Raw genomic sequence first — 26,256 nt, 5'->3', positions numbered from 1 at the left:
GGGATCCGGCCGACAGATGGCATTCAACTGGCTGTAACGGAAAGAAAAAATTTAATTTCGCAACGGTTCATGCTACATTGTAGGCTAACGATCTGAACGTAAACCCCGTGGGGAATGCATATGAGTTTTTTATCCACGTACGCCGCGCGACTGCTGCCGTTGCTGTTCTTTCTCTGTATCCAGCCCCCTGCTCCGGCCCGGGCCGCGGAGCCTCCCCTTGAGTTCTGGATTCACCCCTATCTCCACGCCCCGGAACTGGTGCGGCGCTTCACCCCCCTCACCCGTTATCTGGAACTGAAAAGCGGGCAAAAGATCGAGATCCGCATCTCTCCGTCTTACGAAGATCACAAGGAGCGGCTGGGCGAGGACCGGGCGGATCTTGCCTTTGTCGGCCCGTTTGCCTATGTCCAGCTGACCGAGCGCCACGGCGGCAAAACCATTCTCGCCACGGTGGAAGGCAACGGCAAGGCCCGGTTCCACGGGGTCATCGCGGTACGGCGTGACGGGCCCCTCAAAAGCATTCAGGATCTGGCCGGAAAAAGCTTTGCCTTCGGCGACAAGGACTCCACCATGGGCACCCTGGTGCCCCGGTACATGCTGCGGGAGGCGGGACTGGGCGTCGACCGGCTCAGCCGCTACAGTTTTCTTCATTCCCACAACGATGTGGCCCTCGCGGTGGTGGGCGGTTTTTACGACGCGGGCGGGCTGAAGGAAGAGGTCTTCCATGAATACGCGTCCCGGGGGTTAAGGATTCTGGCCAGAAGCCCGCCCATTCCCGAGCATCTCTTCCTGGCGGGGAAAAAACTGCCCGCGCCCCTGGTGGAGAGCCTGCGCAGCGCCCTGCTGCAACTCAAGGATACGGCGGTGCTCACCGCGATCCAGAAGACCGCCACCGGCATGACTCCGGCCACTGACAGGGATTACGACGGACTCCGCCACATCGCCCGCAATCTCGCTCCCATGCCGGGAGATTGATCCATGCCGCTTTCCGCAGGGAAATACAGACAGACCCTTCTGGCCTTCATGCTGGCCCTGGCCCTCTTCCTGGTCGGGCTGGACAGTTTTTTCTTTCTGCGGGAAAAACACAACCACACCCTGGAACAGGATGAAAAGGCCCGGCACGATCTGGAGCTGATCGGCGCCTTTGTGGTCGAACCCATGCTGCGACAGGAGTTCGGCAAGGTGGAGCAGTTTCTTCTCCAGTGGGGGCGGAATACCCCGGAGGTGACCTCCATCCACGCCTTTTTTCCCCAGGGCCAAACCCTGGCCGAATTCAAGCGCGAGCTGCCCGCCGACAACGTCCTCCTTGCCTCCACCCCGATCCATTTCGAGGGGAGGCATCTCCTGACCCTGGAGATCGCCAAGGACCGGGATGTGTCCGAAGCGCCTCTCCAGCGGTTCAAACAGGATCTGCTCCTTTTCTCCCTGACCGTCACGGCCTTCATCGGCATGGTGCTGTGGTACCTGCTGAGGTTCATGGCCATCCGCCCTCTGGAGCGGGAAATCGTCAGACGCCAGCGGGTTGAGGAGGAACTGCAGCAGAGCCATGACCTGCTGGAAGCCCGGGTGGAGGAACGGACCAGGGAGCTGAGCGGGGCGGTGGAAGAGCTCCATCGGGAGATGGTGGAACGCAATCGAGCCGAGCATGAGCTTGCCGCCGAAAAGGAACGGCTGATGGTCACCCTGCGCAGTATCGGCGACGGGGTGATCAGCACCGATATCGAAGGCCGGGTGATCCTGCTCAACAAGGCGGCGGAACGGCTCACCGGCTGGACGCAACGCGAGGCGGCCGGACGCCCTCTGGCGGAGGTTTTCCGGCTGGTTGACGCCGAAACCCGCACCCCGCTGGAAACCCCGGTGGCAATGGTGCTGCGGACCGAACAAGTCGCCATGCTGACCGACCAGGCGCTGCTGATTGCCAGAAACGGGACGGAACGGGATGTCGCCGACAGCGCCGCGCCCATCCGCAACGAGCAGAGCGAGTTGGTGGGCGCGGTCCTGGTTTTCCGGGATGAAACGGAAAAAAACCGGATGGCGGCGGACATGCTCAAGGTCAAGAAACTGGAATCGGTGGGGGTGCTGGCCGGCGGCATCGCCCACGATTTCAACAACATCCTGGCCGCCATCCTGGGCAACATCGATCTCGCCATGCGCCGGACCGGCGACGAGGCCGGGGCCCGCGCCCTGCTGGAAGCGGCGAAAAAAGCCTCCCTCAGGGCCAGGAAACTGACCGGCCAGCTCCTCACCTTTGCCAAGGGCGGCGAACCCGTCAAGCAGCTGGCCGCCATCGGCGAGGTAATAAGGGATTCGGCCGAATTCGTCCTGCGGGGCAGCAATGTGCGCGGCGATTTTCATCTGGCCGAAGACCTCTGGCCGGTTTCCGTGGATTCGGGCCAGATCAGCCAGGTTATCCAGAACATCATCCTCAACGCGGCCCAGGCCATGCCCGGCGGCGGGGTGGTGGACATCTCCTGCCGGAATGTCCGACAGGAGACGCATGACGGAGATGCCGGCAGCTATGTGCGCATCGTCATCCGCGACAACGGGTGCGGCATTCCCGCCCATCTGCTGGACAGCATCTTCGATCCCTATTTCACCACCAAGGAAGAGGGGCACGGCCTGGGGCTCGCCGTCACCCATTCCATCGTTACCAAACACGGCGGCCGGATTACCGTGGAATCCGAGGAGGGAATCGGCACCTCCTTCATCATCGATCTCCCCGCCTCTCCCTGGGAAAAGATAAGCGAAGAACCCATGGTCAGAATCAAGAAGGCGGCGGGCCAGGCAAGAATCCTGGTGATGGACGATGACGAGATGATCAGGGCCATCACCAGGGACGTCCTCGAACACCTCGGCTACACGGTGATCCTCGCCGCGGACGGCCGGGAAACCCTGCGGCTCTACCGTGCGCACCTGGAAGCGGGTACGCCCATCGATCTGGTCATCATGGACCTTACCATTCCCGGCGGCATGGGCGGCAAGGAAGCGATCAGGGAACTGCTCGCCTTCGCCCCCCACGCCAAGGTCATCGTGGCCAGCGGCTATTCCAACGACCCGGTGATGTCCAATTATCGAGAGTACGGTTTTGCGGCCATGCTCAGCAAACCCTTCAATGTGGGGGATCTGTCCATGGAGATCGACAGGGTGCTGGCCGGCTGATTTCCACCTCCTCCCCGGGTCAATAGCCACCCGCTCCGGTCTCAGGCAAGGCCTTGGCCGGGTCGCGGCTCTCGCCGGCACTGGTGACCCGCACCGCCGAGGCCCCGGGCAGCGGGCATTTAGCCTCGCAGATGCCGCAGCCCACGCAGAGCGCATCGACGAGATATGGCTGCTTGACCGTCACCTGCCCGCCCCGGCTGTCCGCCACCGTCACCTCCCGAAATTTGATGGCCTTGTCCGGCGTGGGGCAGTGCTCCTCGCAGACGATGCAGGGAATCCCCTTGGCATAGGGCAGGCAGCGGTCCCGGTCAAACCAGGCATTGCCGATCTTCACCTTCTTCTTCTCCTCCCGGGGCAGAAGCCGGATCGCGCCGCTGGGGCAGACCTGGCCGCAGAGGGTGCAGTTGTACTCGCAGTAACCGGTGCGGGCTTTCAGGACCGGAGAAAACATCCCCTCAAGCCCGCCCTGGAGAAAGGCGGGCTGCAGGCCGTTGCCGATGCAGACCTTCATGCACTCCCCGCAGCGCACGCAGCGGCCGACAAATTCCTCCTCAGGCAGCGCGCCGGGCGGCCGGATCAGGAAGGGGTCGGGTTGTCTGGCCAAGGTCCTGCCCTTGAGGACAAAGGGCAGCATGGCGCCCACGGCCAGGGAGCCCAGAAAGCCGCGGCGGGAAATGGCCAAGGCGGGCCGAGCCGGCTGCGGCCTTTTGAAGGTGAAGCTGATCTTGTTGCCCGGGCAGTGGTGGAGGCAGTCGAGGCAGAGGTTGCAGTCCGCAGGCGAAATATTGCGCTCCCCATCGATGGCCCCCATCCGGCAAACCTCTTGACAGTTGCGGCAGTTGCCACACTTGCTCCCAGCCCTGCCGCGCAGGAAGGCAAAGCGACCGGTCAGGGCAAAAAGGGCGCCCAGGGGGCAGAGGTTGCGGCAGAAAAATCTCCTCTCAAGCCGCTCCAGGAGAAAAACCGCCAGGAGGATGGCTAAACTGAACAGGGCCAGCTCATGATACTTCTGGTTGAATGGCAGGATGGTGGCCTTTAAAAAGGCATAGAGCGGCTCGGTGAAATTGTTCAGCCAGGCAGGCGCCTGCTGGTAGGTATGGGTGAAAAAGGTGGTGGCCAGGGCGTTCGCAGCCGGATCCACGGCCAGGGCCAGGGCCCGGACCAGGACGGAAAAGGGGTCGAGGTAGCCGGCCATGGGCAGGCCGAACCAGGCGGCCATCAGGAGAAAGCCCAGGAGAGAGAACTTGAGCCCCCGGTAGCGCCCCTCCCTCCCCTCACTTTGCGGCTGAATCAGCCGGTGGCAGCCGTCGAGCAGGGTGCCCATGGGGCAAAGCCAGCCGCAGAAGAAACGACCGAAGATCAGGGTCAGCAGCAGGGTAACGGCGGCCGGCAGCATGAGGGCGATGAAAAAGCCCGCCGCCACCGAGGCGGCCAGGGCCAGGAAGGGGTCGAGCCGGAAGAGGATGTTCACCGCATAGGCGATGGTATCGCTGCCCGAGTAGTCGGTCTTGATAAAGAGGAAGAAAAAGAGGGCCAGGCAGATGAGCTGGCTTAGCCGCCGCCAGTAGTAGAGGGGAATCCCCTTTTTGCCTTTCTGTGCCATCTGCTTATCTCTTGCTCAGGCCGCAACGATCTTGATCTTCTTGAGATCCATCTGGCCTAAGCCCAGGGCATGGGCGGCCACGGTGGAGGCGATCTCCTTAGGCTCAAGGCCGAAGAGGGTGGTGGCATAGGCGTCGGCCGCCACCGGGTCTACCGAGGCGACCAGGGTGTCCAGCACCCGCACATCATTGAGATCGCCGCCCTGGGGGCCGTTGGCCAGGAGGATGCGGGTGGCGTCGATCACGGTGAGCTTGGGCCGGATAACCGTGGCCAGGTCCGCCAGCTTCTGGCCCAGGTTGTGGTGCATGGCGCCCCGGTTGCCGCCGAGAACCCCCATGCTGTTCTTGAGTCCCAGGGTCAGGCGGCTCAGGCCATGGTGCTTGGCCACCGGCACGTTGATGTAGCTGTCCGCCTCCAGGGCATCCCGGTAGATCTCCAGGCGCTTCACCGCCCTGCCCCGGCTGATGTCCACCGGCACATATTTGCGGCCGTCCGGGTGGAAAACCTTGATCCGCTTGTCCCTGATCCCGGCCAGGGTCTCCTGGATGCCGCTGTTCACATAGCAGCGCCGTTCCTCGTTGCAGGTGCGGTCGAAAACCAGGACCCCGCCGGCGCCGGCAGCCAACGCCTGCTCCACCAGGGCCTTGACCACCAGGGGATGGGTGTTGGCCGCCTGGGCCGGGCTGCGGTCCCAGCCGATATTGGGCTTGACCACCACCCGGTCGCCGGGGCGGACGAACCTGGCCATGCCGCCCAAGGGGGCAAGCACCCTCTCCACCAGGGCCGCATACTCCTTGCCGGTGGCATGGCTCAGAAGCGGCGGCGCGCCCTCGGCGGCAAAGGTCTCGCCGATCGTAAAATGGGGGATACTGACGCTGAGGCCGGCAGACCACAGGGCCACCTGCTTGAGAAATTCTCTCCTGTCCATACCTTCACCTCGCAACAAAGGTTGGTCGTAAGACGATACGTTTCTGATAATTATGGTTGAGCAAAAGAAGCTTGTCAAAGCAAACCACCTCCCCGGCTTGCCAGGCAAGCGCCGGCTAGGCGAAGGCGCTGCCGATGGCGGCAAACTCCTCCGGCTCCAGACTGGCAGTCCCGACCATCAAGCCGTTGAGCCCGGCCAGGGTGGCATAGGCGCCGGCATTTTCCCGGTTGATGGAGCCGCCATAGAGGATCGGCCTGCCCGGCGCCATGGCCCGGATGGCGGCAATGGCCTCGCTTGCCTTGGCAAGGGATTGCGCAGCATCAATGCCGATGGCCTCAACCGGCCCATAGCCGATGATAAGCCCTGCCGCCTCCTTTTCGTCGATGGCGGCAAGCTGCTGCCTGGCATAGGGCAGGTCCACGCAGAGTATCGGCGTCATGCCGGCAGTCAGAGCTTCGCTCACCTTGTTGGCGATCTCCTGGTGGGTCTCATGGAAGTAGCGCCGCCGCTCCGAATGGCCCACAATGGCGTAATCGGCAAAATCCCTGACCATGGCGGCCGCAACCCCGCCGGTATAGGAACCCAAGGGAAAGGGGGAGAGATCCTGCACCGCCAGGGCCAGACCGGCGATCTCCATTTTTTGCAGCTTCTCCCACAGGGGGATAAGAAATGGCGCAGGCGGGGCGATGATCGCCTTAAGCCCTGGCGCAGGCCGATAGCTATGCCGGAATTTTTCAAGCCACGCCTCAGCCTCTGCCAAGGTTTTGTGGGATTTCCAGTTGGCAAGGAGGTATCTGCCCATACGATCACCGTGTTTGGGGGAAGAAGTTGTCCGGCAAACCCGCCGGCGGCCTATCCCTCTCTTTTTATGGTCAGGATTTTTTTTTGAAACAAAAAGCCGGCCCAGGCCAGGATGACAAAGGCCAGCATCTTCATGAACAGCCCGACATGCAGTTCGCCGACAATCGCGCCAGCTCCCAGCAGACAGGCAAGAATGGTAATCGCCTCATCCATGATCACGGTCGCGAGAATAGCACCGACCAGCCCTGCAGCAAAGGTGATGAGAAACACAATATTGCTGTCTGGCAGGCCAATGAAATGGACCACAGCCAAGGCCAGGTACATGCCGGCAAAGAAACCGGCAACGGCAAAGGCAAGGCGCTGGGCAAGGATTGCCACCCCTGCGCCGAGGCAGCCCATGCCCAGGGCAATGGCCAGTTGCAGCCACTGCGCTTGATGCGCAAAAAACAATGGCGTCATCTCCATCCCGAACAGAAAGCCGGCAAGGCCGAGAAAAAGCCAGAACAACTTTCTGCCGAAGAGAAGCAGGATACTGCCTGCGATTATGTTGTAGATCTGCATGGTGCTCCGTTGCGGCAGAGGGCCTTAGCCTTCAACAAGCCGCGTACGCGGGTGATTGTCTCCGTGCCGGGCAATGGGAAGAGGAAATAAATCCCGGTTGTTGCATTATACAAAAGACCGACGGTCCGGCGCAGGAGAAAAAGCAGTGCAGCCTGCATTCTCCTCTTCCTTCTCAGCGAAAAAGATGAGGCAGATCAGCGGCAACCGGTTACATTAGGCGCTTATCCACAATTTTCCCGGCCAGCAAAGGACCAAGCCATGGCGGAAACCATTCCCAAAGATATCCAGGAAGACCTCAAAAAGGCAGCAGACCTGCACCAACGCGCCTCTTCCGATTTTGAAAAATGTCAGGAATTCAACAAGCTGATGGGCGAAATCCTGGGCCGGCTGGAGGATGCCCACTGCTACAAGACCGCAGACAAGGTGATGGGTATTCTCATCGACTGCAACCCCAAACAGGGCACCCAATGCGAAAAAGCCACCCGGATTACGGACAAGATGAACAGGTTTTAATGGCATAAGGGCAAAGCCCCCGCCTGGCCTCTCTTAGAGCACCGCCCCGCAGTACTTACGGAATTTGGCATCCTGCGCATGGCCTTCTGCCGGGCATTGCGGGCAGGCCTGGGCGGAAACACCCTTCCCGGCGGCCCTGCCCATCTCCACGGAGACAATGCCGGTGGGCTCCGCGATGATTCCGTAGCCGATGGCCCCATCACCACCGAGGCCAAGGCCTTACCCAGCGGGGTTTGCGGCAGGATATCGCCATAGCCCACGGTGGTCAGGGTGAGGATGGCCCGGTAGATCGCGGGAGGGATGCAGGTAAAGCCGTGCGCCTTCCCTTCGATCACATACATCAGGGAACCGATGATGACGACGGTGGTCAGTACGGCGGAGAGAAAGACGCTGATCTTTTTCAAGCTCGCCCACAGGGCCGTCATGGTGATGGTGGCCTCGCTGAGATAGGCGCCCAGCGTAAATACACGGAAGACACCCAGCAGACGCAGAATCCTGACCACGATGAGCGACTGGCTGCCCGGGATGAGGATGCTTACATGGGTGGGGATAACGGCCAGAAGATCGACGATGCCGTAAAAGCTGGCGGCCGGGGTGTCCGCCTCGAAAATGATCTGGCGTAAGCGGTTTTTCCAGCTTTGGTCCTGACTCTTTTTCATGGTCGCGAGATAGTTTTGTTCTTTGCGCGCCCCGCGACAGGCGGACTGCTCTTTCCTTGCCCCTCGCCCCTGCTTGCGTCTGCCGGAAATTCGGTTTATGGTGCGGCCCTTGGGGTACCAGAAAGGTCGGCAGGAGCAGAATCCTGTCTCCTTTGCAACATGCGGAAAGGAACGAGCGCGAGAAAATCGTACCATGAAAGTCATCATCGCAGAAAAGCCATCCGTGGCGCGGGACATTGCGGAGGTCCTTACGATCAGGGGCAAGAAGAAGGGCTATATCGAGGGCCGCGGCTGCGCGGTCACCTGGGCCTTCGGCCATCTGGTCACCCTCCAGGAGCCCGGCGACTACGAGCCGGCCCTCAAACAGTGGTCCCTTGCCACCCTGCCCTTTGTCCCGGAAGAGTTCAAGCTGACCCTGATCAAGAACCGGGGGGTGGCGGAGCAGTTTGCCGTGATCGAATCCCTCTGCAAAGAGGCCGAAGAGATCGTCTGCGCCACGGACGCCGGCCGGGAGGGCGAGCTGATCTTCCGCTACATCCTGGCCATGTGCAACTGCGAGGATAAGCCCATCCGCCGCCTCTGGCTCAACTCGCTCACCCCGGACGCCATCTCCGAGGCCTTCAAGGAGCTCAAGGACGGCCACGACTACGACCCCCTCTATGCCGCGGCCCGCTGCCGCAGCGAGTCGGACTGGATCGTGGGTCTCAACGCCACCCGCTACTATACCGTGCGCCACGGCCGGATCGGCGGCGGCCAGGACCGGGTGCTCTGGAGCATCGGCCGGGTGCAGACCCCGGTTCTCGCCATGATCGTGGAGCGGGACGACGCCATTCTCCACTTCCGGCCCCAGCCCTTCTGGGAGCTCACCAGCAAGTACCGGGAGGTGGTGTTCAGGTACACGGGCAAACGCTTTGAAAAGCCGGAGCAGGCCCAGGCCCTGCTCGACAGGATCATGGGCCAGCCCTTTGCCATCACCGCGGTGGCCGGCAAGGAGAAGAAAGAGCAGCCGCCCCAGCTCTTCGACCTCACCACCCTGCAGCGGGAGATCAACAAGGCGCACGGCCTTTCCGCCGCCGACACCTTGAGCGCCGCCCAGAACCTTTACGAAAAGAAGTTCATCACCTACCCGCGTACCGATTCCCGTTACCTGAGCAAGGATCTGCAGCCGCGCATCCCCAAGATCTTCGAGCAGCTCAAGGCCATCCGCGCCGAGGCAATCGCGCCCCTCAATCTGGGCAAGCTGCCATTCAGCAAGCGGATCATCGACGATGGCAAGGTGAGCGACCACCACGCCATCATCCCCACCGGCGTCATTCCTCGCAATCTCCCGGCCAACGACCAGCTCGTCTACGAGGCCATCACCACCCAGTTCATCGCCGCCTTCTATCCGGTCTGCCTCAAGAAGATCACCACCGTGGACGGGCTCAGCAACGAGGTTAGCTTCCAGGCCAAGGGCACCCAGGTGATCGAGCCGGGCTGGAGCGCGCTTTTTGCCGCGAAAAAGGCAGAGCCGGACCCGGGCGAGGAGCAGAGCCTGCCGGCCTTCACGCCGGGCGAATCAGGGCCCCATGAGCCGACCCTGCGCGAGGGCAAGACCGCCCCGCCCAAGCACTTCACCGAAAACTCCCTGCTCGGGGCCATGGAGGCGGCGGGCAAACTGGTGGAGGACGATACCCTGCGCGAGGCCTTGAAGGAACGCGGCATCGGCACCCCGGCCACCCGGGCCGCCATCATCGAAACCCTGCTTGGCCGCAACTATATCCGCCGCGAAAAAAAGCAGCTGCTTGCCACAGACATGGGCCGCTGCCTCATCGCCCTGATCCGGGACCCGCTCCTCAAATCGCCGGAGATGACCGGCGAGTGGGAGGAGAAGCTGAAGAAGATCGAGCGCGGCCAGCTTGGGCCAGAGGAGTTCATGGGCGGGATTTCCAATTACATCCGCACCCTCATTGCCAGGGGCCTTGCGGAAGAAGTGGACTCCAGCCGCTGGGGCAATTGCCCGCTCTGCGGCCGGGAGGTGGTCAAGGGCAACCGCGCCTACGGCTGCTCGGGCTGGAAAGAGGGCTGCCCCTTTGTCCTTGCGCCGGAATATAAAGGGGTGAATCTCACCCCCCGTCAGGTGCAGTTGCTCCTCCAGCAGCGAATCCTGCCCCAGCCCGTACGGATTGAGAGCGAACCGCGGATGCTGGTCCTCTCCAGCCAGGGCGTGGTCATGGCTCTTGCTCTGCCTTCTGCCGACCGGCAGCAAAAGGGACAGAAGGCGGAGCAGCCCGAGGGAGAAGAGGAGAGCAAAGAATAAGAGTGATTGATCCTCTGGAGGATGGAAAAAATACTCCCGAGACAATCAGAAAAAGAACTTGTAAGCTTTATGTTCATTTTCTTTGCTTGCCCAAAGAAAACGAACCAAAAGAAAAGGCCCCCGGTGTCACTTGGGGCTTCGCCCTTCCCTGCGCTGCTCGCATTGCCCGGGGTCTTGCAAACTCGGCTTCGCCTCAAACAGTGCAAGCCCCTTTTCGGCCAATGCTGTGCTGCTCGGCTGTGTGCCAATGGGAAAGGCCCATCTTGCATCGTAAATAAAAAAAAGGGGGATATCCCGGCTAAAGCCGGGATATCCCCCTCGCGGCAAGAAGGAGAAAGGAGTTTTCTTGTTGCCGTTTATCTGTCGCTGAGTGCGGCCAGGAAGGCGACGATGTCATCGACTTCAGCGTCGCTCAGACCCATGTTGCCCACATCGGTGGTGTTCAGGTTCTCAACCACCTCGGGCGCCGGCCAGTTGCCGGTGTCGCGGGAGTTGTGGAAGCTGACCACGTCCTTCAGGGTGGGGAAGTAGCCGTTGTGGCCATAAGGGGCGGTCAGGGCCACGTTGCGCAGGGTGGGCACCTTGAACTTGCCGTTCTCGGCCGCATCGCCCAGGAAACCGCCCAGGCCAAGGTCGGTGGGGTTGCCTGCCAAAAGCGGATTGGCCGGCACGCCGATGTTCTCGTAGCTGTAGTTGGTGAACAAGGCGACAGGCGCGCCGTTGGCCGGGGTGGTTGCGTGGCACTTGCTGCAGTTTGCCTCAAAAAGGGCAAGGCCGTTGGACTCCTGGGCAGTGAGGGTGCGGGCGTCATAGCTGGAGGCAAACCGCTGCACGGAGTTTGACCGCTCAAAGGCGGCAATGGCGCGGGCGATGTTGTCGTAGGCCTCGCTGACATTGGCAAAGGCATTGGCGCCGAAGACCTGGATAAAGAGGTCGGCGTACCGGGAGTTGCGCACCGCCTCCACCACGGCGGCGGCGCTGGGCATGTTCATCTCCACCGGGTTCAATGGCGGCCCCTGGGCCTGCTCGGCCAGAGGATCGGCCAGGTTCTCGGTAAGGCCGGTGGCGCGGCCGTCCCAGAACATGCCGCCCACCCAGGCGCCGGTTGCGGGATCCTTATGCAGGGCCGGGCTGTAGCCGGCATAGGAAGAGGTCGGCGCGTTGCGGCCGCCCTTGCTCACCCCGTCCGCACCGGTGGAAACCACGGTGTGAAAGGGATCCTGGCTGTTGGTGGGGTCGGCAAAGCCGGAGCGGGGATGGTGGCAGGTCTGGCAGGACTGGGTGGAGTTGTAGGAAAAATCCACGTCCATGTACATCATATGACCCAGGCGCACGATGTCACTCTGCTGTGCTCCCCCGCCCTGCTGGGCGGCAAGTGCGGAACCGGCCAAAACCGTGGCGCCGAGCAAGGCGCTTGCGTAAATAATTTTCTTCATCATTGGTGTTCTCCTTAAAGGTATTAAAAAGTTAGTTTTTTAAAAATCATGCCCTGTCCAATAATTGCCCTTCCCCCCTCCGCCATCACCCCCTTTGCACATTTTTTGCCAGGCAATATTCGTTATGAACAGGCACTCCATTTCGCCTCAGCCACTAGACGATTCGGGAGCATAAATTTCCCATTTATTTTTTTATTCTTTAAAATCAATGGAGTATGAAAAATAGAATTCACACTATTTGATAATGATTACTTTTCACCCTTTTATAATTGTCAGGATTTCCTGTCAAGCATTTTGATCGATATTGCTGATTTTTAATCTTCGCCTAACCATCTCCTAACAGATGAAGCAGACTGAAAGGCATGGGCGACAAGACGCGTTTTTTGCACAATTCAGGGGGGTGTAAAAAAGGGAATACGCGCTACGCTGGTGATGGGAAGGGGAAAATGGTCAACGACAGCTCGGGCTGGCGGGAGGAAGGATATTTCGTCAAGGAGGGGGCAAGGGGGGCACAGCCAGAGAGGAGATGCCGAAAACAAGGCCGCATTAGGACAGAAACCTGCTCTGCGCCAAAGGCCAGCGCAGAGCAGGCAGCCATGAGCGCCTAATCACTTCACCAGCAGCATCTTGAAATTTTCCTTTGCGGCAAGAGCGTGGGGAAGATTCTTCGGCAAGGAGATCTTTTCGCCTGCCGCCACTTCATACTCTTTCCCGTCTATCACTACCGTGGCGGTCCCTTCCAGGACCTGCACAAAGGCGTCGACCGGGACTGTATGGGCCTCCAGCCGCTGGCCTTTCGCAAAGGCAAACAAAATGATGAGGTAGTTTTCGCCGGTAAAGATCGGCTTTTTCACAAATGCCTGGTCGGAATATTGAATCGCTTGCCTCAGGTTGACAACCTCCTGTTGAGCGGCAACGGGGTTTTCTTTTCCGGCCAGCGCCAAAGTCGGCCCAGCCAACAGTAAGCAGGCAAGACAGCACATAAAAAAACGCCTCATTTTTCCCTCCGTGATTTTTAAGGATGCGGATACAATTGCAAGCCAAGATTCTCAGCCCTCTTTCTACCGCCTCGGCTGCTGCCCGGCCTTGACCTAAGTCAAATGGCAAGTTTACCGGGCTGGGTCTCAAGACAACAAGCCCAGGCCTTCAAAAAAATGCAGCAATGAAGGAAGCAACCCAGAGATTATGACGCATATACATCGGATGGTGCGGCCCGGCCGCGGGGAAGGAACAGTTCTCTCCGAGGCGGGCGACCCGCTCAACCCGCCCGACAACTGGGCCTTTCTCCCGGCCGGCGACGCGGCGATCACCAGAAGCATCAAGGCCAAGGGGCCGACCTGGGTCGTGCGGGTCAGAAAAGGCCGGCGGCTGATCGCCACGGGGATCTGGGCCGACAAGGACGATATTCTCGCGGCCCAAGAGGAGGTTGCGGCCAAGCGGGCCACCCCTGCCTACGCCCAACGGCGGGAAAGCGATCTGGCCCGGCGGGCGGCCAAAAACCAAGCATATGCAGGGGAGTTCTTTAACGCGGTGAAAGCCTTCCTCGCCTTTCATCCGCGCTACCGGCAGGAGGCGGAGCTGCTGGCCGAAAAAGTCACCAGCCACGCCACCCCGGTGGGCAGCGGCACCGTGGCCAGGACCGAACGCATCCCGGTGGCCAGGCGCGCCGAGGCTGCGGTCATCGCCTGGCTGCGGCATGCGACCACGGCCTATGATTCCATGCGGATCGCCAGGGTAAAGGGCAGGAGAAGAGAGGTGCGCAGAGAGCTCGCCGCCCAATCCGTGGCGCTGCTTGCGGCCTATCGCCAAGGACGCGAGGTGGCGGCAGAGTGCCCGCTCAAAAAGGCCCTGGCCTGAATTGCCGAAAAAGCAGCTTTACAGACAGGGGATGCGGAAGGGCTTGGCAGGGACCTGGCTGGATTCGCTTGCGAAATTTCCTTCCAGACCGGCCTTGAGGGTGGCGAGCAACGATTTGGTCGCCGCCAGGAAGTCCGGGCTGTGCTCCAGGCGGTTGATGGTGGCGTGGAGGACGATCTTCTCCGGGCATGGCGGATGGCCGGTGGTCACGGTCCAGGCCAGGGCGTTGGGGCAGTCCGGCACCCAGAAGCGCACCCCGCCAAGGACATTGGCGCTTGCGATGTGAAAACGGCCCCAGTGGCGAAAGTAGATCACCCGGCCCAGCTCCTCGGCCTCGTCCACCTCTTCGATATCCTCGCAATACAGGGGAAGCGTCTCGATGGTGACCCTGCTCCTGATCCCCTCCTCGCTTGTCAGAACCTCGGCAAACTCGAAAAACTCCATGTTCTCCTCTTTAAAATCCTTGCACACTCCACCCCATCGGGGCAAAACTCCGCCCAGCGCGGAGAAACCATAATTTATTCCGCGAATCCACCGGAACGGTCAAGAAAAAGTCAAGTTTCCCGTCAATCCCCCCCCTGCCCCGCACCTTTTTCGGAAGATCCGGATCTCCACGTCGACATCGAGGGCCAGGCGGTCCAGCGCCGCCACCCTGGCGTGGGTCTGCCGGTCGATGTTCCAGAAATAGGGCGTCATGGCCAAAAGGTCCATGATCGTCCGGCTGCCGATGAGTTCGAGGGGGTAGGTGATCCGCGACACCACCGGCGGAGAGAAAAACTCCTTTGCCTTTTCGGTGATGGAGGGCGCCTCATGCTCCCTGGTGATGGGATAGATGATCTCCCGCAGGCCGTTCAGGTGCCTGGGGCCGGGGCTCACAAAAACGAGGCTGCCGCCTGCCTTCAGGATCCGGGCAAACTCCGGGATATTGGCCGGGGAAAAGACGTTGAGCACGATGTCAAGTCCTCCATCGAGAAAAGGCAGATCATTGATGCTCGCCACGAACCAGGCCATGCCCCGGTCGCGCTGGGTGGCCTGGCGCACCGCAAACTTGGAAACATCCACCCCGTAATAATCAATGGCCGGGTGGACCGCGCCCGCCAAGGTCAGGGCGGATTTGAGACGCTCAAGATAAAAGCCTTCCCCGCAGCCGGCGTCCAGCACGCTGCGCCTGCCGGCTTGCGGCAGGCCCGCGAGGAGTTCACCGATGGCCTGATTGAGCAGGTCGGAAATCCGGCAGTAATGACCCTGGTCCAGGAAACGCCTCCGGCTGGCGATCATCTCCGGATCGTCCCCCGGCACCTTGGAATTCTTCCTGTGGGCCAGAAGGAGGTTCACGTAGCCCTGGCGGGCGGCATCGAAGCTGTGGCCGGCTGCGCACCGGTAACCGGCCGCGAAGGGCAGCAGCGGTTTCCGGCAAACCGGGCACTTTAGAATGGAGGTCATGCGCGGATCCTTATCTGAACCCATCAGCGCCATGACCAGACCATGGGGCGCGCATGCAGGATGGGCAGATTCATTTGTTTTGCCCGGCGAGTCAGGCGAACAACGCCCAGGGGGTGTTTCCACGCTCCCGGATTTGAGGGTACAGCTTACCCGATTTCGGGAAATAAAGCTGCGGCAGGTTTTCAAACCTCACTGCGGGCAGGGTACGGAAGAAAGTGGATGAGGGGAATGTCAAGAAGGGGCGGAGGATGGGGGCTTGAGCCTGCCCCGTAGGCAGAGGGGTGAAAAAGGTTCGCCGGGAAGGCTCCGGAGCCTTGGGGAGGATCAAGATTCACACCCGTGCTCCGGACACAATGGTGGGCGATACTGGGATTGAACCAGTGACCCCTGCCGTGTGAAGGCAGTGCTCTCCCGCTGAGCTAATCGCCCTGATGATTTCAGGTGACTATAGTACATTCCACCGCCGGCAACAAGGGATCTTTGTCTCCGCGCCGAGGTATTTGCCGGTATCTCCTCCCAGCCCCGGGCAAGGAACCCGCGGCCGGGCCGGGGAGAAAAAATTCACAACCAACCCGGCCTGCCTGCCGGACGGCTCCCGCGCCCCCCCTGATCTATTTGCCCTGCACCTCAACCCCGATTATCGCGGCATCGACCCCGGTCTGCAGGAATTGCTCGATTCCGGCCAGGGTTTGATCGATCTTTGCCCGGCTGAGGCCGATGACGACAAAGGACCACTGGGCCTGCTGGAGGGAGTCGTGAAAATCGCTTTCGCAGACCGCCACATTGCTCACCTTCCCGAACCTGTCCCGGATGCCGGACAGGCGATGGCGTTTTTCCTTCAGCGACCGGCAACCGGCCAGGTGGAAATCGACAACCATCAACACGGTCTCCATCAGCAACTCCAGGTCTCAGAAGAGGTGAAGAACGGACTATCTAAAGTTAAAAGAGCGCCCTCCGCCGGCAACACAAGTTTGCGTCCAGGATAAAAATTGCCCCTTACTCCACACTACCACCACGCTTCCTTCGCAGCGTCAGGGGTTCAAATCCGGACGGGCTTATCAGAAATATCAAGGGATTATCCAACATTGCTGACTTTTTCCTATTTCCTTCCCTATTGACAACGCCCAGAAACTGTGTAACAGTATTTTTGTTCTCTACCAGTGGTAGTAGAATCTAAAAAGGCCTCCGCTGAGCCAGCCTGGCGAATCAGCGGTTTTTTTATGCCCATTTCGGGCCCTTTCTGATCATTCCTATTGTGCGTCCGCTGTCTGCAACATATGCCGTAATAAACCTTGCGTTATCTCTCTGCCTGTTAAGGGCAATAATTACGACGTAATTTCCCATCACGACAGTCACTCTTCTTTGCCCGTCGTATTTTTTTCTCCTGTTATCCCAACCAATATATCTTTCACTCTGTGGATCTTGTAATGCTGCTTTGATCCATTCGATCCGCTCTGCCCTTTGCCGCGAGAAAGTATCATCCTTTGCATGCACGGATTCGAAAAATGCATGAGAGAAATCATCCCTTTTGAACCGAACAGGGATACCATCAAAAGTCATGATTGGCCCTTGGCAATAAGATTGCTCAAAATGGGATTGATACTCTATTTCTGTCTGATAATTAACTAAAGGAGGATATGCCATTACTACCAAACACCCCCAAAGTTAATACGAAATAAATTGTATTTTTTCTCACAAAGAGTTGTTGGGGCGATTGGCCTGCCAATAACATTTTCAAAATGCTCAACAAGTTCGGCTTTGGCTGTCCCGGACGTAATTTTTTTATTCAATTTAGCCGAGGCAACCCCAACCAAGACATCAGCCAACTGAACGAGTACAGACTCATTGGAACGGATAGCCTGCACAGAAGAGATAGTTGCGGATAAATGAGAATTCTGAAGACATCGCTGTAAAACATGGAGACGATCTCGCCTTCGGTTGCTTTTAAAATCGCAGAAAATTCGGTAGTCGTTACATTCGTGAATCCAGTGGTGAATCAACTGGTAATAGAATTTGTAAAACCCCAATTCCTGGTCATTACCGTGAAAGTGCAGCAGGTCAACTTGGTTGCTATCAATGGCAATACAGCGAAATCGTAGCTCTTCACCCTGCGCGACGAACCAGTGTAGAAGATCTTTATAAAAATCGATTCGCGAAGGGGAAACCTTGTTCCACTTGAACTCTCCTCCCACCTTGTATTGATCACGTAGTTCGTGGATGGCTGCCTTAAATCTTTCACGATCTTCACCTTTCAGCCAGAGGCTGCCTATAAACATATACTTTGCCTGCTTGGATTGAGACGATAGCAGGTCAGGATATGCCTCGTCGCAGTATACTTCTATGTTCATGGCGTCTTCTCTCTGGTTGTCTCACTGCATCAAATAAAAATTACCCCGTACACCGCCTACACCGCCTCTTCTCAACTCGCTTCGTAGCTTTTCAGCAAAAGAGGCTTGGCCTTTTCAAAATCGTTCATTGAGCCGATTGATATCTCCAAATCACCGGTACCAAAGTGGCCGACATTTGAAACATCACGGGTAAAACCTTTCTCCAGCTCAATGGACTCTGGGTCTACCTTAACAAAAATCAATATCTTCCCTGTGCCTGGGTGCACCTCAACACAGGCAAAATTTTTGATCCGCTTAAAAGCGAAGTAAAATTTCAGCGCCTTAAACTGTACGTCATCCCCCATGGCCAGCAAATACGCCTTTATTTCCTCATACAGGTCTTTCTGTTCCTGTTTGGCCTGGGCCAGATATTCCGTCACAGTCTTATATTGGTTCTTCCCCTGCTTATCAGGCTTTTGCACGTCGGATACCGCAACAACTGCCGTTGTCGCATTGACCAGTTCCAAAAGCAGCAGGTCGTCCCCGTACCGCCGATAGCGAATCAGTTCTATGTTTCGGTTGATCTGCTGCACGGCATGCTCGTCGTACTTGGTAAAATCCCCGGCAATGCAAAGGAGTCTCGGGCTTGACCATTCAATGGCGTCGGAGCTCTCTTTGCCCACTTTCTCCATGACCAAAAGGGTGAATTCCGCTTTATGGTCCATCAGCCAATCAAGGTAAAAGAGGCCTTGGTTGATGACGTTTTCGTTCATGGCCCGCTTGTATTCTATGATGACCGGACAACCGTTTTCATCGATCCCCAGGGTGTCGATCCGACCGCCATGGGTCTTTCCGGTGGAGTATTCGGTGGCGAGAAAGCGAACCCCAAGGAAGGCCTCAAGATGAGCTTCCATCTGGGCCTGCAACGACTTCTCAACCGAAGCAGCGCGCCCTTCAAGTTCCTGCACCCCGCCTTTCAAAATCTGGAACAACTTGATATCACTCATTTCCCATCCTATGGCTCTCTACCCTTCTGCGATCGGCGAACCTCAATCCACGATACCTTTATCCCAACTGCCCCTTCAATCCGACCTGAACGTCTTTCAACGCTCCGAAGATTCCGTCGATGATCTTATTCTTGCCCGCGAACAGCGCATCCGGCCCCCCGGCGTGCAGGTTGCTGAACGGAGGTTCGTAGAGCGCCGAGGCTTCCATCACGCCGCGGGCGGTGAGCTGGTCGATGATCGTCTCCACGAAGCGCATCTGCGGTTCGGTGAGGCTGCGGTCGTTTAAAAATTGCGAGAATGCGGCCTGTGCCGCCGCCCGGTCCATACCGACCAGACTGCGCACGAACCAAGCCAGTGAAGGGGCGCCGCTGCGGGCCAGCAAACTACTGAGCAAGGTCCGGCCGTCTTCTTCGCCGATCTCGCACAGGGTCTGCTCCAATCCCTTCAGGTCCGTCTCGGTCAGCGGCTGGTTGGTTCTCAGGCGATGGATCACGATGTGGTTCAGATGATTGCGCAGGTAGTCCCTGACCTTCTTTTCATACTGGGCGCCGGTCATCCTGGGCATATAAACGGCCTCGGGCTCCCGCACCCCCAGAACCTCGTCCTTGAAGTCGGTGTAGACGATCTTGCGCTTCTTCTTGTCGATGTGAGGCACCAGATCCCGAAGGCGCAGGCGCATCTCCTCCAGCATCTCTAAATTAAGTCCTTCCCAGAAACCGGTCTCCTGAAGTGCAGCCAGGTAACTCAACTGCGCCTTAACCATCGGAATGGTCGCCTTATCCTCCAGCAGCATGGCGATCTCAACCACCTTCAGGCGATGCTTCTCCAGGGTGTTGGTGTCGTTTTCGGCCAGGGCGAGCTGCATGCGCAACACGACGAGGTCGAACATACGCGATTCGATGTCATCGGTGGCCAGCTCGCTCGGCAGACAGGCCACCTCGCGCTGCAACACCTCGCGGTCCTCTTCCCCGAGCTTGTCCCAGGCCCCGCGATCCTGATACTTCTCCACCGCCTCCAGGTGCATGCGAACGATGAAGTTCTCCCGGTTCATGGCCGTGACTTCCTCGTGGAGCCCCGAGGTGATCCCTTCACGCAGTTTGGCTTCGGGGTCCAGTTCCGGCAACTGCTGCATCTGCCCCAGCAACTGCACGCGGGCTCGAAATAAACGGATGGCCAGAGGCACCCCACCGCCCCCTTCGATGCCCTGCGGATTCTCGTTAAAGAAGTCGAAATTGAAGCAGAAGTCGAAAACGCGAAAATCCTCTTTGTCTTCATCCGGTCCGAACAACTCGGGGCACAGACGGGTGCCGCGCCCGATCATCTGCCAGAATTTGATCTTGGAGTAAACCGGTTTGAAGAAGGCCAGATTGGCCACCTCGGGCACGTCGATACCGGTGTCGAGCATATCGACCGAAATAGCGATGTGCGGCGCCTTGCCCTTCTGTGAAAAGTCATCGATCAGGCTCTGGGGGTACGTGGCGTAGTTGTCGATGATCCGCGCGAAGTGCCCTTTGTAATGCGGGTAATGGTGATTGAAGCGCTCCTCGATGAACTCGGCATGCTTATGGTTGCGGGCGAAGATGATGGTCTTGGCCAATCGGTCGCCGCCGTCGACCTTGTGGCCGTGCTCCATCAGGTGCTGGAGGACCTTGTCCACCGTGTCCCGGTTGAACAGCCAGTTATTGATCGCCGTTGCATTGACCTGGGTCGGCATGCCGCGCTCGTCACCATCATCCCCCCAGTCGAGGCTCTCCCACTGCTCCTTCTCTTCCTCGCTGAGCGACTCGTAGTCAATCCCCTCGCGGGGAAACTTGAGGTCAACCTGCTGCGCCCTGGGCGGCACCAGGAAGCCATCGGTAACGGCGGTCTGCAGCTCGTAGGCATCGGTGGGCACCCCCGGCTCCAGCTCGAACAAATCGTAGGTGTTGCGGTCCACCTCTTCCCGTGGCGTGGCGGTGAGCCCCACCAGCATGGAATCGAAATAGCGGAAGATCGCCCCGTACTTCTGGTAGACCGAGCGGTGCGCCTCGTCGATGACCACCAGATCGAAGTGACCGACCCCGAAGCGGGCCTCGCCGCCGTCGGTCTGATCGATCAGGTTCAGCATGGTCGGATAGGTGCAGACGTAGACCCTGCCCTCGGTGTCCCTTTCGGTGACCAGGTTGACCGGGCTCGATTCCGGCAGGTGCGCCTTGAAGGCCCCGACCGCCTGGTTGACCAGCGACACCCGGTCGGCCAGGAAGAGCGCCCGCTTGACCCAGCCCGCCCGTTGCAGCACGTCCACCAGGGCAATGGCGGTCCGGGTCTTGCCGGTGCCGGTGGCCATCACCAGCAGCGCCTTGCGCCTGGCCTGGGTGAACTGGTTGAAAATGGAGCCGATGGCGCGCTTCTGGTAATAACGCTCGACAATACCGTCCTTGATCCGGGCCACGTCGAGGCTGTTTTTCTGACTGCGGCGCAAGATCAAGCGCTGCAGCTCGTCCTTCTTGTAGAACCCGGCCACCCTCCGCGGCGGATAGCTCAGATCGTCCCACAGCCGGGTCTCGTAGCCGTTGGTATAGAAGATCAGCGGCCTCTGTCCGTGCATCTGTTCCAGGCAGTCGGCATAGAGCTTGGCCTGCTGTTGGCCAACTCGCGAGTCGACGGTGGTCTTCTTCGCCTCCACCACGGCCAGCGGCTTGCCGTCGTCCCCCCAGAGCACGTAGTCAACGTAGCCTATCCCCTTGTTGTTCGGCATGCCGGGGACTTCATATTCCCGGTCGCGTTTTTTATCCAGGGGCCAACCGGCACGATGGAGGTCAACGTCGATCAGGTAGCGACGGGTCTCTGTCTCGGAGTAGTCGTGGGTGTCGGTGGTCTGTTCCGCTGCGGCGCGGACCTTGGCCAGTTCCTCGCGCAGCTTCTGGAGCTCGGCATCGAGAGCGTCACGCTCCTGCTGCTGCTTGAGGTCTTTCCGGTTCTGCTCGGCCAGGGTCGCTTCCAGCTTCTCCAGCTCCTTGCGGGAGACGACCTCCTCGTCTTTCGCCTGTTTCGGCACCCGGTCGTCCTGCCAGATCACCCCGGCAAGCGGGGTGGCGGGGGCATAGGTGCGCACCAGCCAGTAGCAGATATGGTGCAGCTCTTTCACCACCTGCAAGGCATCGTACTGGCGCACCGGTCGCTGGCTGTGGACAGCCTGGTTGCCGAGCTTCTGGATGACGCGCGCCTTCTGAAAGACCGGTTGCGGCAGCAGATTCTGGAAGGAGGGTTCGTGCAGCAGCGTCCCGAGGCTGTTGTCGTAAGGCAGGCGCAGTGAGGAATCGTGGCGGTAGAGCCAGTGCACCGCCGCCTCCAGGGTGAAGCGGGCGTGGAAGCAGGCCCCGCGCGGGTCGCCCATGATGTGGCCTTCCGCCCTGGCGGCCGAATCCGCGATGTCGCGAAACTCCTTGGGCAGGAAGGCGAAGTTGCTCATAATAAATCCCCTTACAAATCAGTCAGGGCCAGTAGACAGATACGGCCTTGACAAAAAAGGAAATAAGGCTACAGTAATAAATGAATTCACTGCCTATCGGCTTTGAATCTATCGAGGTCTCAGCCGCTGAACCCGCGTAGCGAATCAGCGGCTTTTTTCATGCCTACCTTACACCGCCCGGCTCGACCGCTAGCTTCAGCAAACAACCTTCCCGCGACCAGAACGGAGATCGTCGGATCACACCGATGCTGTTTTCTGCCTGATAACAGGTGATGAAATTCGCTTTCAGCGAATTATCCCTCTTCAGACTCAAGGCGATGACCACCACGAAATCTTCGTAGACCACCGCTACCCGTCGGGTTTCATCATAAAGGCGGGTCTTTTTGTTCCACCCCTGAAAAAGATACGCTTCAGGATGTTCCAAGGTCGCCCTGATCCAGTCGATGCGCTGGGCGCGGACCGGAGAGAAAACGTCTTTACCGCCGTCGCGGGCGCTGCTTTCATAGAATACATGGCCGAACTTCGCGGCAGAAAAATAGACTCGTATGCCGTCGGACGTATAAATAATCCCACGGCAATAAATATTTTCATAGTGCTCGCGGTATTCGGCCACCGTTTCATAATGCACCAGAGGCGGCAGCGCCATTACCAGCCCCCCTGCAAGCGAATCCGGAAGATATTGAACTTTTCCTCCCCCTTGTATGTCGGCGCCAACATCCTTCCCAATTCAGATTCCAGCCGGGCAATAACAGCGGTCTTGGCCGCTCCCTGCCGGAGAGTTCCATTCAGGCGGCTGCTGGCCGCACCAAGCAACAAATCGCACAGTTGGATCAATACTACCTCCCTCGACGGGAGCGATTGGATCGACTGAATTTCCGAAGAGAGGTTGGCGCGAGTCAGGCAACGCTGCAGAACCGGCAGACGCTTGGGGTCACGGTTACTTTTAGCGTCGCAGAAAATCCGGTACTCGTTAAAGTCAAAAATCCAGTGATGGAGGAGTTGGTAATAGAACTTATAAAAACCCAATTCGCCGTCATTCTCATGCAGGTCCAGATCGACCTGCTGCCGATCCACGGCGATGCAGCGGAAGCGGAGGTTGTTCCCATAGCTGAAAAAGAGATCGACAAGATCAAGGTAGAAAGCCTGCCGGTTGGGTGATACCTTGCTCCACTTGATCTCCCCCCAGGCCTGATGACGCTGCCTCAGTTCCAGAATCTTCTGCTTGATTTCGTCCCTCAGGTCCGCCAGGAGCCACAGGCTGCCGATCATCAGGTATTGCCCTCTCGGGTTGGAACTGGTGAACATCTCGGGGTGGGCTTCGTCACAGTAGACTTCAAATTTCATGGCATGACTCCGACAATCGTACGGCCTTCCGCCCGGCTAGCCGCTGCGGCGATGTCGCGGAACTCTTGGGGCAGGAAGGCGAAGTTGCTCATGGCTACAGCTCTCCGCTAAAGGCGCGCTGTTGCAGGGAAGCGAACAGGGTGTCGAGTTCGGCCAGGTGTTGGCGCAGCCGGGCTTTCTGCTGTTCGACCGATTCGACGATGGTGGCGAAGCGTTGTTGTAGGTCGATGGGTGGAATTGGAATGGGGAGTGCCTTGACAATGCCCATATTCAGCCCCGACATGATGGCCCCCTTAGCGCTTCTTTCAAGGTATTTCCGGGCGGATGGATGCATCAGGAAATATCTGTGCATAAAGCTTGGTAGACACTTGCTATGGTCGAGAGTAATACAGCACAGATGTTTCGTGTTGATTGCAGTACCGACGCCTTCCGGCACGACAGCGCACCGCCCACAGGTACCCATTATGGTGATCAGAACGTCGCCCGGCTTGACTGTATAACGCTTTAGTTGTGCATATTTTTCAGAGGTAATGAACCGCGGTTCTCCATCTCGAAACTCGTTCGCAACGACATTATCTATCCCTAGAACCGTGACACCCTCATCAACAAATTCGCTATGAAGTAATTGACTGCCGAAGGGCCCGGTTCTAATTGCCCCTTTTTCGGTTCTGGCAACATCCTCAACCGTCACCATGGCCCAACCATTTCCTACGGGATCGCCGAACATGTCGAGAAAGGTCGATTGGAGCAGGGTGTCGAGCTGGGCGAGGGACTCGCGCCGCTTGGCCCGCAGCCCGTCCGCCGCGTCCAGGATGGCCGCAATCCGCTTCTGCTCGGCGAAGGGTGGGAGGGGGATTTCTATTCTTTGAATAACGCTGGTTTTGATTGAAGGATATGCATCATTCTCAATAAGGCGAGAGGGGGGATTCCCCTCAAACCATCGATGCAAATATCCTGGATTAACATTAGCAGAAGGAGAAACCGCAGCCAAATGGCTGACCAAATAACAAGGCACATCAAGGCGGTAAACACGCCCAATTTTCGCAGACATTCCACTTTTTGCGAAAATAACAGTGTCTTTCGGAAACAACTTAAGCCTGAATTTTTTGGCGTTACTTTCGTTGATTAGCTCAAACTGATTTTCTCGTTTTCCGGCTAATAAACCCTCAAGGCTTCCAGCACGGATAAATGGAATTCCTTCATCTGTAAAGGCCTTTGGGTCTTGAGGGGCACTTTGTCCAGTGGTGACATTACAAATTTTACCAAGCGGGGCTGATTGTATCATCCCAACAGCCCCTCCAGCTCCTTCCGACCCTTGGCAATCACCTCCTCCAGCCTGGCCAACCGCGCCAGAATCACCTGCGGAGCCTCGTGCTCCACCGCCTTATACTCCACCTCCTTGTAGCGGTTGATGGAGAGGTCGTAGTCGTTCCCGGCGATCTCCGCCTTGTCCACCATGAAGCTCTGCTCGGTGCGCCTGCGCTTGGCCTCGGCCTCACGGTTCTGCCAGCGGGTGAGAATGTCCGGCAGGTCGCTCCTGTCCGGCTGCGGGGTGCGCTTGTCGTCCAGGGAAAAGCCGTCCGACCGCATGTCGTAGAACCAGACCTGGTCGGTGCCGCCGGAGTTGGTCTTGGTGAAGAAGAGGATGGCGGTGGAGACCCCGGCGTAGGGCTTGAACACCCCCGAGGGCATGGAGACGATCCCGTCGAGCTTCTGCTCCTCAACGAGGATTTTGCGCAGAGTCTTGTGCGCCTTGGACGAGCCAAAGAGCACCCCGTCCGGCACGATAACCGCGGCCCGGCCGCCGCTCTGCAGCAAGCGCAGGAAGAGGGCCAGAAAGAGCAGCTCAGTCTTCTTGGTCTTGACGATCTGCAGCAGGTCCTTGGCGGTGGACTCGTAGTCGAGGCTGCCGGCAAAGGGCGGATTGGCGAGGAGCAGCGAGTATTTTTCCGCCTCATTATCATCGGCCTGGGCCAGGGAGTCGCGGTAGCGGATATCCGGGTTCTCCACCCCGTGCAGCAACATGTTCATGCTGCCAATTCGCAGCATGGTGGAGTCAAAGTCGTAGCCGTGGAAGGTGCCCTCGTTGAAACGGCGACGGGAGGCCTCATCGCGGTAAATGGCGTCGCTGTGGTGTTTGAGCAGGTACTCCGAGGCGGCAATCAAAAAACCGGCAGTGCCACAGGCCGGGTCACAAATTTTATCCTTGGGGGTCGGCGCGGTCATCTCCACCATCAGCTTGATGATGTGGCGCGGCGTACGAAACTGGCCGTTCTGACCGGCAGTGGCGATCTTGCCGAGCATGTACTCGTAGAGGTCACCCTTGGTGTCGGCGTCGTCCATGGAAATGCTGTCGAGCTGGTCGACCACGTTGGCCAGCACCCGAGGGGTCGGCATCATGAACAAGGCGTCCTTCATGTGGTGGGTGTAGGTGGAATCCTCCGGGTCGTGGTCGCCGTTGGTGCCGAGTTTCTTGATGAAGGGGAAGACCTCGTCGCGCACCGTGACAAACATCTTCTCCGGCGCCGTCTCCTTGAAGCGCGACCAGCGCAGGTGATTCTGGCCTTTCACGAACACCGGCTCCTCGATGGGCCTGCCGGTGCGGGCGGCCTTACTCTCCTTCAGGGTCTGCAGCTCGTCGAGCCGCTTGATGAAGAGCAGGTAGGTGAGCTGCTCGATGACCGACAGCGGGTTCGAGATGCCGCCGGACCACATGGTGTCCCAAATTTTATCGATTTTGGATCGTATTTCGCCGGTGATCATATAATCTCGCAAATAATCTCAACAAAGAGACTGGATTGTTATGGGAATTCAAAACCTGGAACAGATGGAGTTTCCTTCAAGACAAAAACAGATCTGTCACGGCTTT

At 58.7% G+C, this 26,256-nt stretch carries 23 protein-coding genes and 1 tRNA gene; 5 read left to right on the top strand and 19 right to left on the bottom strand.

Annotated features, from left to right (window positions below; translation table 11 throughout):
• Positions 1–120 precede the first annotated feature (120 nt).
• Both phnD and ACUUL3_RS04200 read left to right on the top strand, forming a co-directional pair.
• Positions 121–975 carry a phosphate/phosphite/phosphonate ABC transporter substrate-binding protein gene (phnD, locus tag ACUUL3_RS04205; protein ID WP_448554872.1) on the top strand — a complete coding sequence of 285 codons (855 nt, stop codon included), beginning with the start codon at positions 121–123 and terminating at the stop codon, positions 973–975.
• A gap of 3 nt (positions 976–978) precedes the next feature.
• Positions 979–3,159, top strand: a complete 2,181-nt coding sequence (locus ACUUL3_RS04200) for an ATP-binding protein (RefSeq protein ID WP_448554870.1) — start codon at positions 979–981, stop codon at positions 3,157–3,159.
• A gap of 19 nt (positions 3,160–3,178) precedes the next feature.
• Here the strand turns inward: ACUUL3_RS04200 and ACUUL3_RS04195 are convergent, their stop codons facing one another.
• From ACUUL3_RS04195 to ACUUL3_RS04180, 4 genes are all read right to left on the bottom strand, one after another.
• Positions 3,179–4,762, bottom strand: coding sequence for a 4Fe-4S binding protein (locus ACUUL3_RS04195; protein WP_448554868.1), 1,584 nt, complete (start codon positions 4,760–4,762; stop codon positions 3,179–3,181).
• Between the two features lie 15 nt (positions 4,763–4,777).
• Positions 4,778–5,689, bottom strand: coding sequence for a DUF362 domain-containing protein (locus ACUUL3_RS04190; RefSeq protein WP_448554866.1), 912 nt, complete (start codon positions 5,687–5,689; stop codon positions 4,778–4,780).
• Between the two features lie 115 nt (positions 5,690–5,804).
• Positions 5,805–6,491: a triose-phosphate isomerase gene (locus ACUUL3_RS04185; protein ID WP_448554864.1), complete on the bottom strand. Its 687-nt coding sequence runs from the start codon at positions 6,489–6,491 to the stop codon at positions 5,805–5,807.
• 50 nt (positions 6,492–6,541) lie between these two features.
• Positions 6,542–7,051: a hypothetical protein gene (locus ACUUL3_RS04180; RefSeq protein ID WP_448554862.1), complete on the bottom strand. Its 510-nt coding sequence runs from the start codon at positions 7,049–7,051 to the stop codon at positions 6,542–6,544.
• Between the two features lie 258 nt (positions 7,052–7,309).
• On the opposite strand from ACUUL3_RS04180, the gene ACUUL3_RS04175 reads away from it, so the two are divergent.
• Positions 7,310–7,564, top strand: coding sequence for a hypothetical protein (locus tag ACUUL3_RS04175; RefSeq protein WP_448554860.1), 255 nt, complete (start codon positions 7,310–7,312; stop codon positions 7,562–7,564).
• Here the strand turns inward: ACUUL3_RS04175 and ACUUL3_RS04170 are convergent.
• Positions 7,561–8,223 carry an ion transporter gene (locus tag ACUUL3_RS04170; protein ID WP_448554858.1) on the bottom strand — a complete coding sequence of 221 codons (663 nt, stop codon included), beginning with the start codon at positions 8,221–8,223 and terminating at the stop codon, positions 7,561–7,563. The two genes, ACUUL3_RS04175 and ACUUL3_RS04170, sit on opposite strands and share 4 nt — an antisense overlap.
• A 193-nt stretch (positions 8,224–8,416) precedes the next feature.
• Here ACUUL3_RS04170 and ACUUL3_RS04165 point away from each other — a divergent pair, with 193 nt between their 5' ends.
• Entirely contained in the window at positions 8,417–10,522 is a 2,106-nt protein-coding gene (locus ACUUL3_RS04165; protein WP_448554856.1) for a DNA topoisomerase 3, read from the top strand.
• Positions 10,523–10,878: 356 nt separating this feature from the next.
• Here ACUUL3_RS04165 and ACUUL3_RS04160 read toward each other — a convergent pair whose 3' ends face one another.
• Positions 10,879–11,961 (bottom strand): cytochrome-c peroxidase, encoded by a 1,083-nt coding sequence (locus tag ACUUL3_RS04160; RefSeq protein ID WP_448554854.1) that lies wholly within the window; start codon positions 11,959–11,961, stop codon positions 10,879–10,881.
• A gap of 605 nt (positions 11,962–12,566) precedes the next feature.
• A complete protein-coding gene (locus ACUUL3_RS04155) occupies positions 12,567–12,941 on the bottom strand; it encodes a cupin domain-containing protein (protein WP_448554852.1) in 375 nt (124 codons plus the stop codon).
• A 202-nt stretch (positions 12,942–13,143) separates the two neighbouring features.
• Here ACUUL3_RS04155 and ACUUL3_RS04150 point away from each other — a divergent pair, with 202 nt between their 5' ends.
• A complete protein-coding gene (locus ACUUL3_RS04150) occupies positions 13,144–13,815 on the top strand; it encodes a DUF2293 domain-containing protein (RefSeq protein WP_448554850.1) in 672 nt (223 codons plus the stop codon).
• Between the two features lie 18 nt (positions 13,816–13,833).
• Here ACUUL3_RS04150 and ACUUL3_RS04145 read toward each other — a convergent pair whose 3' ends face one another.
• The 12 genes from ACUUL3_RS04145 to ACUUL3_RS04090 form a co-directional block, all read right to left on the bottom strand.
• Positions 13,834–14,259: a hypothetical protein gene (locus tag ACUUL3_RS04145; protein WP_448554848.1), complete on the bottom strand. Its 426-nt coding sequence runs from the start codon at positions 14,257–14,259 to the stop codon at positions 13,834–13,836.
• A gap of 99 nt (positions 14,260–14,358) precedes the next feature.
• Complete coding sequence (locus tag ACUUL3_RS04140; RefSeq protein WP_448554846.1) at positions 14,359–15,258, bottom strand: putative RNA methyltransferase; 900 nt, start codon at positions 15,256–15,258, stop codon at positions 14,359–14,361.
• Positions 15,259–15,612: 354 nt separating this feature from the next.
• Positions 15,613–15,687, bottom strand: a tRNA-Val gene (locus ACUUL3_RS04135).
• Between the two features lie 182 nt (positions 15,688–15,869).
• The gene (locus tag ACUUL3_RS04130) at positions 15,870–16,151 is read right to left on the bottom strand and encodes a DUF503 domain-containing protein (RefSeq protein ID WP_448554844.1); all 282 of its coding nucleotides are present in this window, start codon (positions 16,149–16,151) and stop codon (positions 15,870–15,872) included.
• A 325-nt stretch (positions 16,152–16,476) separates the two neighbouring features.
• The gene (locus ACUUL3_RS04125; RefSeq protein WP_448554842.1) at positions 16,477–16,902 is read right to left on the bottom strand and encodes a hypothetical protein; all 426 of its coding nucleotides are present in this window, start codon (positions 16,900–16,902) and stop codon (positions 16,477–16,479) included.
• A gap of 2 nt (positions 16,903–16,904) precedes the next feature.
• Positions 16,905–17,606, bottom strand: a complete 702-nt coding sequence (locus ACUUL3_RS04120) for a DUF3800 domain-containing protein (RefSeq protein WP_448554840.1) — start codon at positions 17,604–17,606, stop codon at positions 16,905–16,907.
• Between the two features lie 71 nt (positions 17,607–17,677).
• Positions 17,678–18,592 carry a DUF5655 domain-containing protein gene (locus tag ACUUL3_RS04115; RefSeq protein ID WP_448554838.1) on the bottom strand — a complete coding sequence of 305 codons (915 nt, stop codon included), beginning with the start codon at positions 18,590–18,592 and terminating at the stop codon, positions 17,678–17,680.
• Between the two features lie 58 nt (positions 18,593–18,650).
• Positions 18,651–22,043 (bottom strand): DEAD/DEAH box helicase family protein, encoded by a 3,393-nt coding sequence (locus ACUUL3_RS04110; RefSeq protein ID WP_448554837.1) that lies wholly within the window; start codon positions 22,041–22,043, stop codon positions 18,651–18,653.
• Positions 22,044–22,206: 163 nt separating this feature from the next.
• A complete protein-coding gene (locus tag ACUUL3_RS04105) occupies positions 22,207–22,689 on the bottom strand; it encodes a hypothetical protein (RefSeq protein WP_448554835.1) in 483 nt (160 codons plus the stop codon).
• Positions 22,689–23,387, bottom strand: a complete 699-nt coding sequence (locus ACUUL3_RS04100; RefSeq protein ID WP_448554833.1) for a DUF3800 domain-containing protein — start codon at positions 23,385–23,387, stop codon at positions 22,689–22,691. The genes ACUUL3_RS04105 and ACUUL3_RS04100 overlap by 1 nt, the downstream gene beginning before the upstream one ends.
• A 94-nt stretch (positions 23,388–23,481) precedes the next feature.
• On the bottom strand, positions 23,482–24,672 hold the full coding sequence (locus ACUUL3_RS04095) for a restriction endonuclease subunit S (RefSeq protein ID WP_448554831.1): 1,191 nt from the start codon (positions 24,670–24,672) through the stop codon (positions 23,482–23,484).
• Entirely contained in the window at positions 24,669–26,150 is a 1,482-nt protein-coding gene (locus tag ACUUL3_RS04090; protein WP_448556430.1) for a type I restriction-modification system subunit M, read from the bottom strand. The genes ACUUL3_RS04095 and ACUUL3_RS04090 overlap by 4 nt, the downstream gene beginning before the upstream one ends.
• Positions 26,151–26,256 lie beyond the last annotated feature (106 nt).

This window comes from Thiovibrio sp. JS02 (assembly GCF_053485635.1).
Note: the sequence above shows the minus strand (reverse complement) of the source record. Positions and strands in the feature narration are given on the sequence as shown.

What these genes read in the sequence shown, in the direction of transcription:
- phnD (WP_448554872.1), top strand. Translation starts at nt 121, where the DNA reads ATGAGTTTTTTATCCACGTACGCCGCGCGACTGCTGCCGTTGCTGTTC.
- ACUUL3_RS04200 (WP_448554870.1), top strand. Translation starts at nt 979, where the DNA reads ATGCCGCTTTCCGCAGGGAAATACAGACAGACCCTTCTGGCCTTCATG.
- ACUUL3_RS04195 (WP_448554868.1), bottom strand. Translation starts at nt 4,762, where the DNA reads ATGGCACAGAAAGGCAAAAAGGGGATTCCCCTCTACTACTGGCGGCGG.
- ACUUL3_RS04190 (WP_448554866.1), bottom strand. Translation starts at nt 5,689, where the DNA reads ATGGACAGGAGAGAATTTCTCAAGCAGGTGGCCCTGTGGTCTGCCGGC.
- ACUUL3_RS04185 (WP_448554864.1), bottom strand. Translation starts at nt 6,491, where the DNA reads ATGGGCAGATACCTCCTTGCCAACTGGAAATCCCACAAAACCTTGGCA.
- ACUUL3_RS04180 (WP_448554862.1), bottom strand. Translation starts at nt 7,051, where the DNA reads ATGCAGATCTACAACATAATCGCAGGCAGTATCCTGCTTCTCTTCGGC.
- ACUUL3_RS04175 (WP_448554860.1), top strand. Translation starts at nt 7,310, where the DNA reads ATGGCGGAAACCATTCCCAAAGATATCCAGGAAGACCTCAAAAAGGCA.
- ACUUL3_RS04170 (WP_448554858.1), bottom strand. Translation starts at nt 8,223, where the DNA reads ATGAAAAAGAGTCAGGACCAAAGCTGGAAAAACCGCTTACGCCAGATC.
- ACUUL3_RS04165 (WP_448554856.1), top strand. Translation starts at nt 8,417, where the DNA reads ATGAAAGTCATCATCGCAGAAAAGCCATCCGTGGCGCGGGACATTGCG.
- ACUUL3_RS04160 (WP_448554854.1), bottom strand. Translation starts at nt 11,961, where the DNA reads ATGATGAAGAAAATTATTTACGCAAGCGCCTTGCTCGGCGCCACGGTT.
- ACUUL3_RS04155 (WP_448554852.1), bottom strand. Translation starts at nt 12,941, where the DNA reads ATGTGCTGTCTTGCCTGCTTACTGTTGGCTGGGCCGACTTTGGCGCTG.
- ACUUL3_RS04150 (WP_448554850.1), top strand. Translation starts at nt 13,144, where the DNA reads ATGACGCATATACATCGGATGGTGCGGCCCGGCCGCGGGGAAGGAACA.
- ACUUL3_RS04145 (WP_448554848.1), bottom strand. Translation starts at nt 14,259, where the DNA reads ATGGAGTTTTTCGAGTTTGCCGAGGTTCTGACAAGCGAGGAGGGGATC.
- ACUUL3_RS04140 (WP_448554846.1), bottom strand. Translation starts at nt 15,258, where the DNA reads ATGACCTCCATTCTAAAGTGCCCGGTTTGCCGGAAACCGCTGCTGCCC.
- ACUUL3_RS04130 (WP_448554844.1), bottom strand. Translation starts at nt 16,151, where the DNA reads ATGGAGACCGTGTTGATGGTTGTCGATTTCCACCTGGCCGGTTGCCGG.
- ACUUL3_RS04125 (WP_448554842.1), bottom strand. Translation starts at nt 16,902, where the DNA reads ATGGCATATCCTCCTTTAGTTAATTATCAGACAGAAATAGAGTATCAA.
- ACUUL3_RS04120 (WP_448554840.1), bottom strand. Translation starts at nt 17,606, where the DNA reads ATGAACATAGAAGTATACTGCGACGAGGCATATCCTGACCTGCTATCG.
- ACUUL3_RS04115 (WP_448554838.1), bottom strand. Translation starts at nt 18,592, where the DNA reads ATGAGTGATATCAAGTTGTTCCAGATTTTGAAAGGCGGGGTGCAGGAA.
- ACUUL3_RS04110 (WP_448554837.1), bottom strand. Translation starts at nt 22,043, where the DNA reads ATGAGCAACTTCGCCTTCCTGCCCAAGGAGTTTCGCGACATCGCGGAT.
- ACUUL3_RS04105 (WP_448554835.1), bottom strand. Translation starts at nt 22,689, where the DNA reads ATGGCGCTGCCGCCTCTGGTGCATTATGAAACGGTGGCCGAATACCGC.
- ACUUL3_RS04100 (WP_448554833.1), bottom strand. Translation starts at nt 23,387, where the DNA reads ATGAAATTTGAAGTCTACTGTGACGAAGCCCACCCCGAGATGTTCACC.
- ACUUL3_RS04095 (WP_448554831.1), bottom strand. Translation starts at nt 24,672, where the DNA reads ATGATACAATCAGCCCCGCTTGGTAAAATTTGTAATGTCACCACTGGA.
- ACUUL3_RS04090 (WP_448556430.1), bottom strand. Translation starts at nt 26,150, where the DNA reads ATGATCACCGGCGAAATACGATCCAAAATCGATAAAATTTGGGACACC.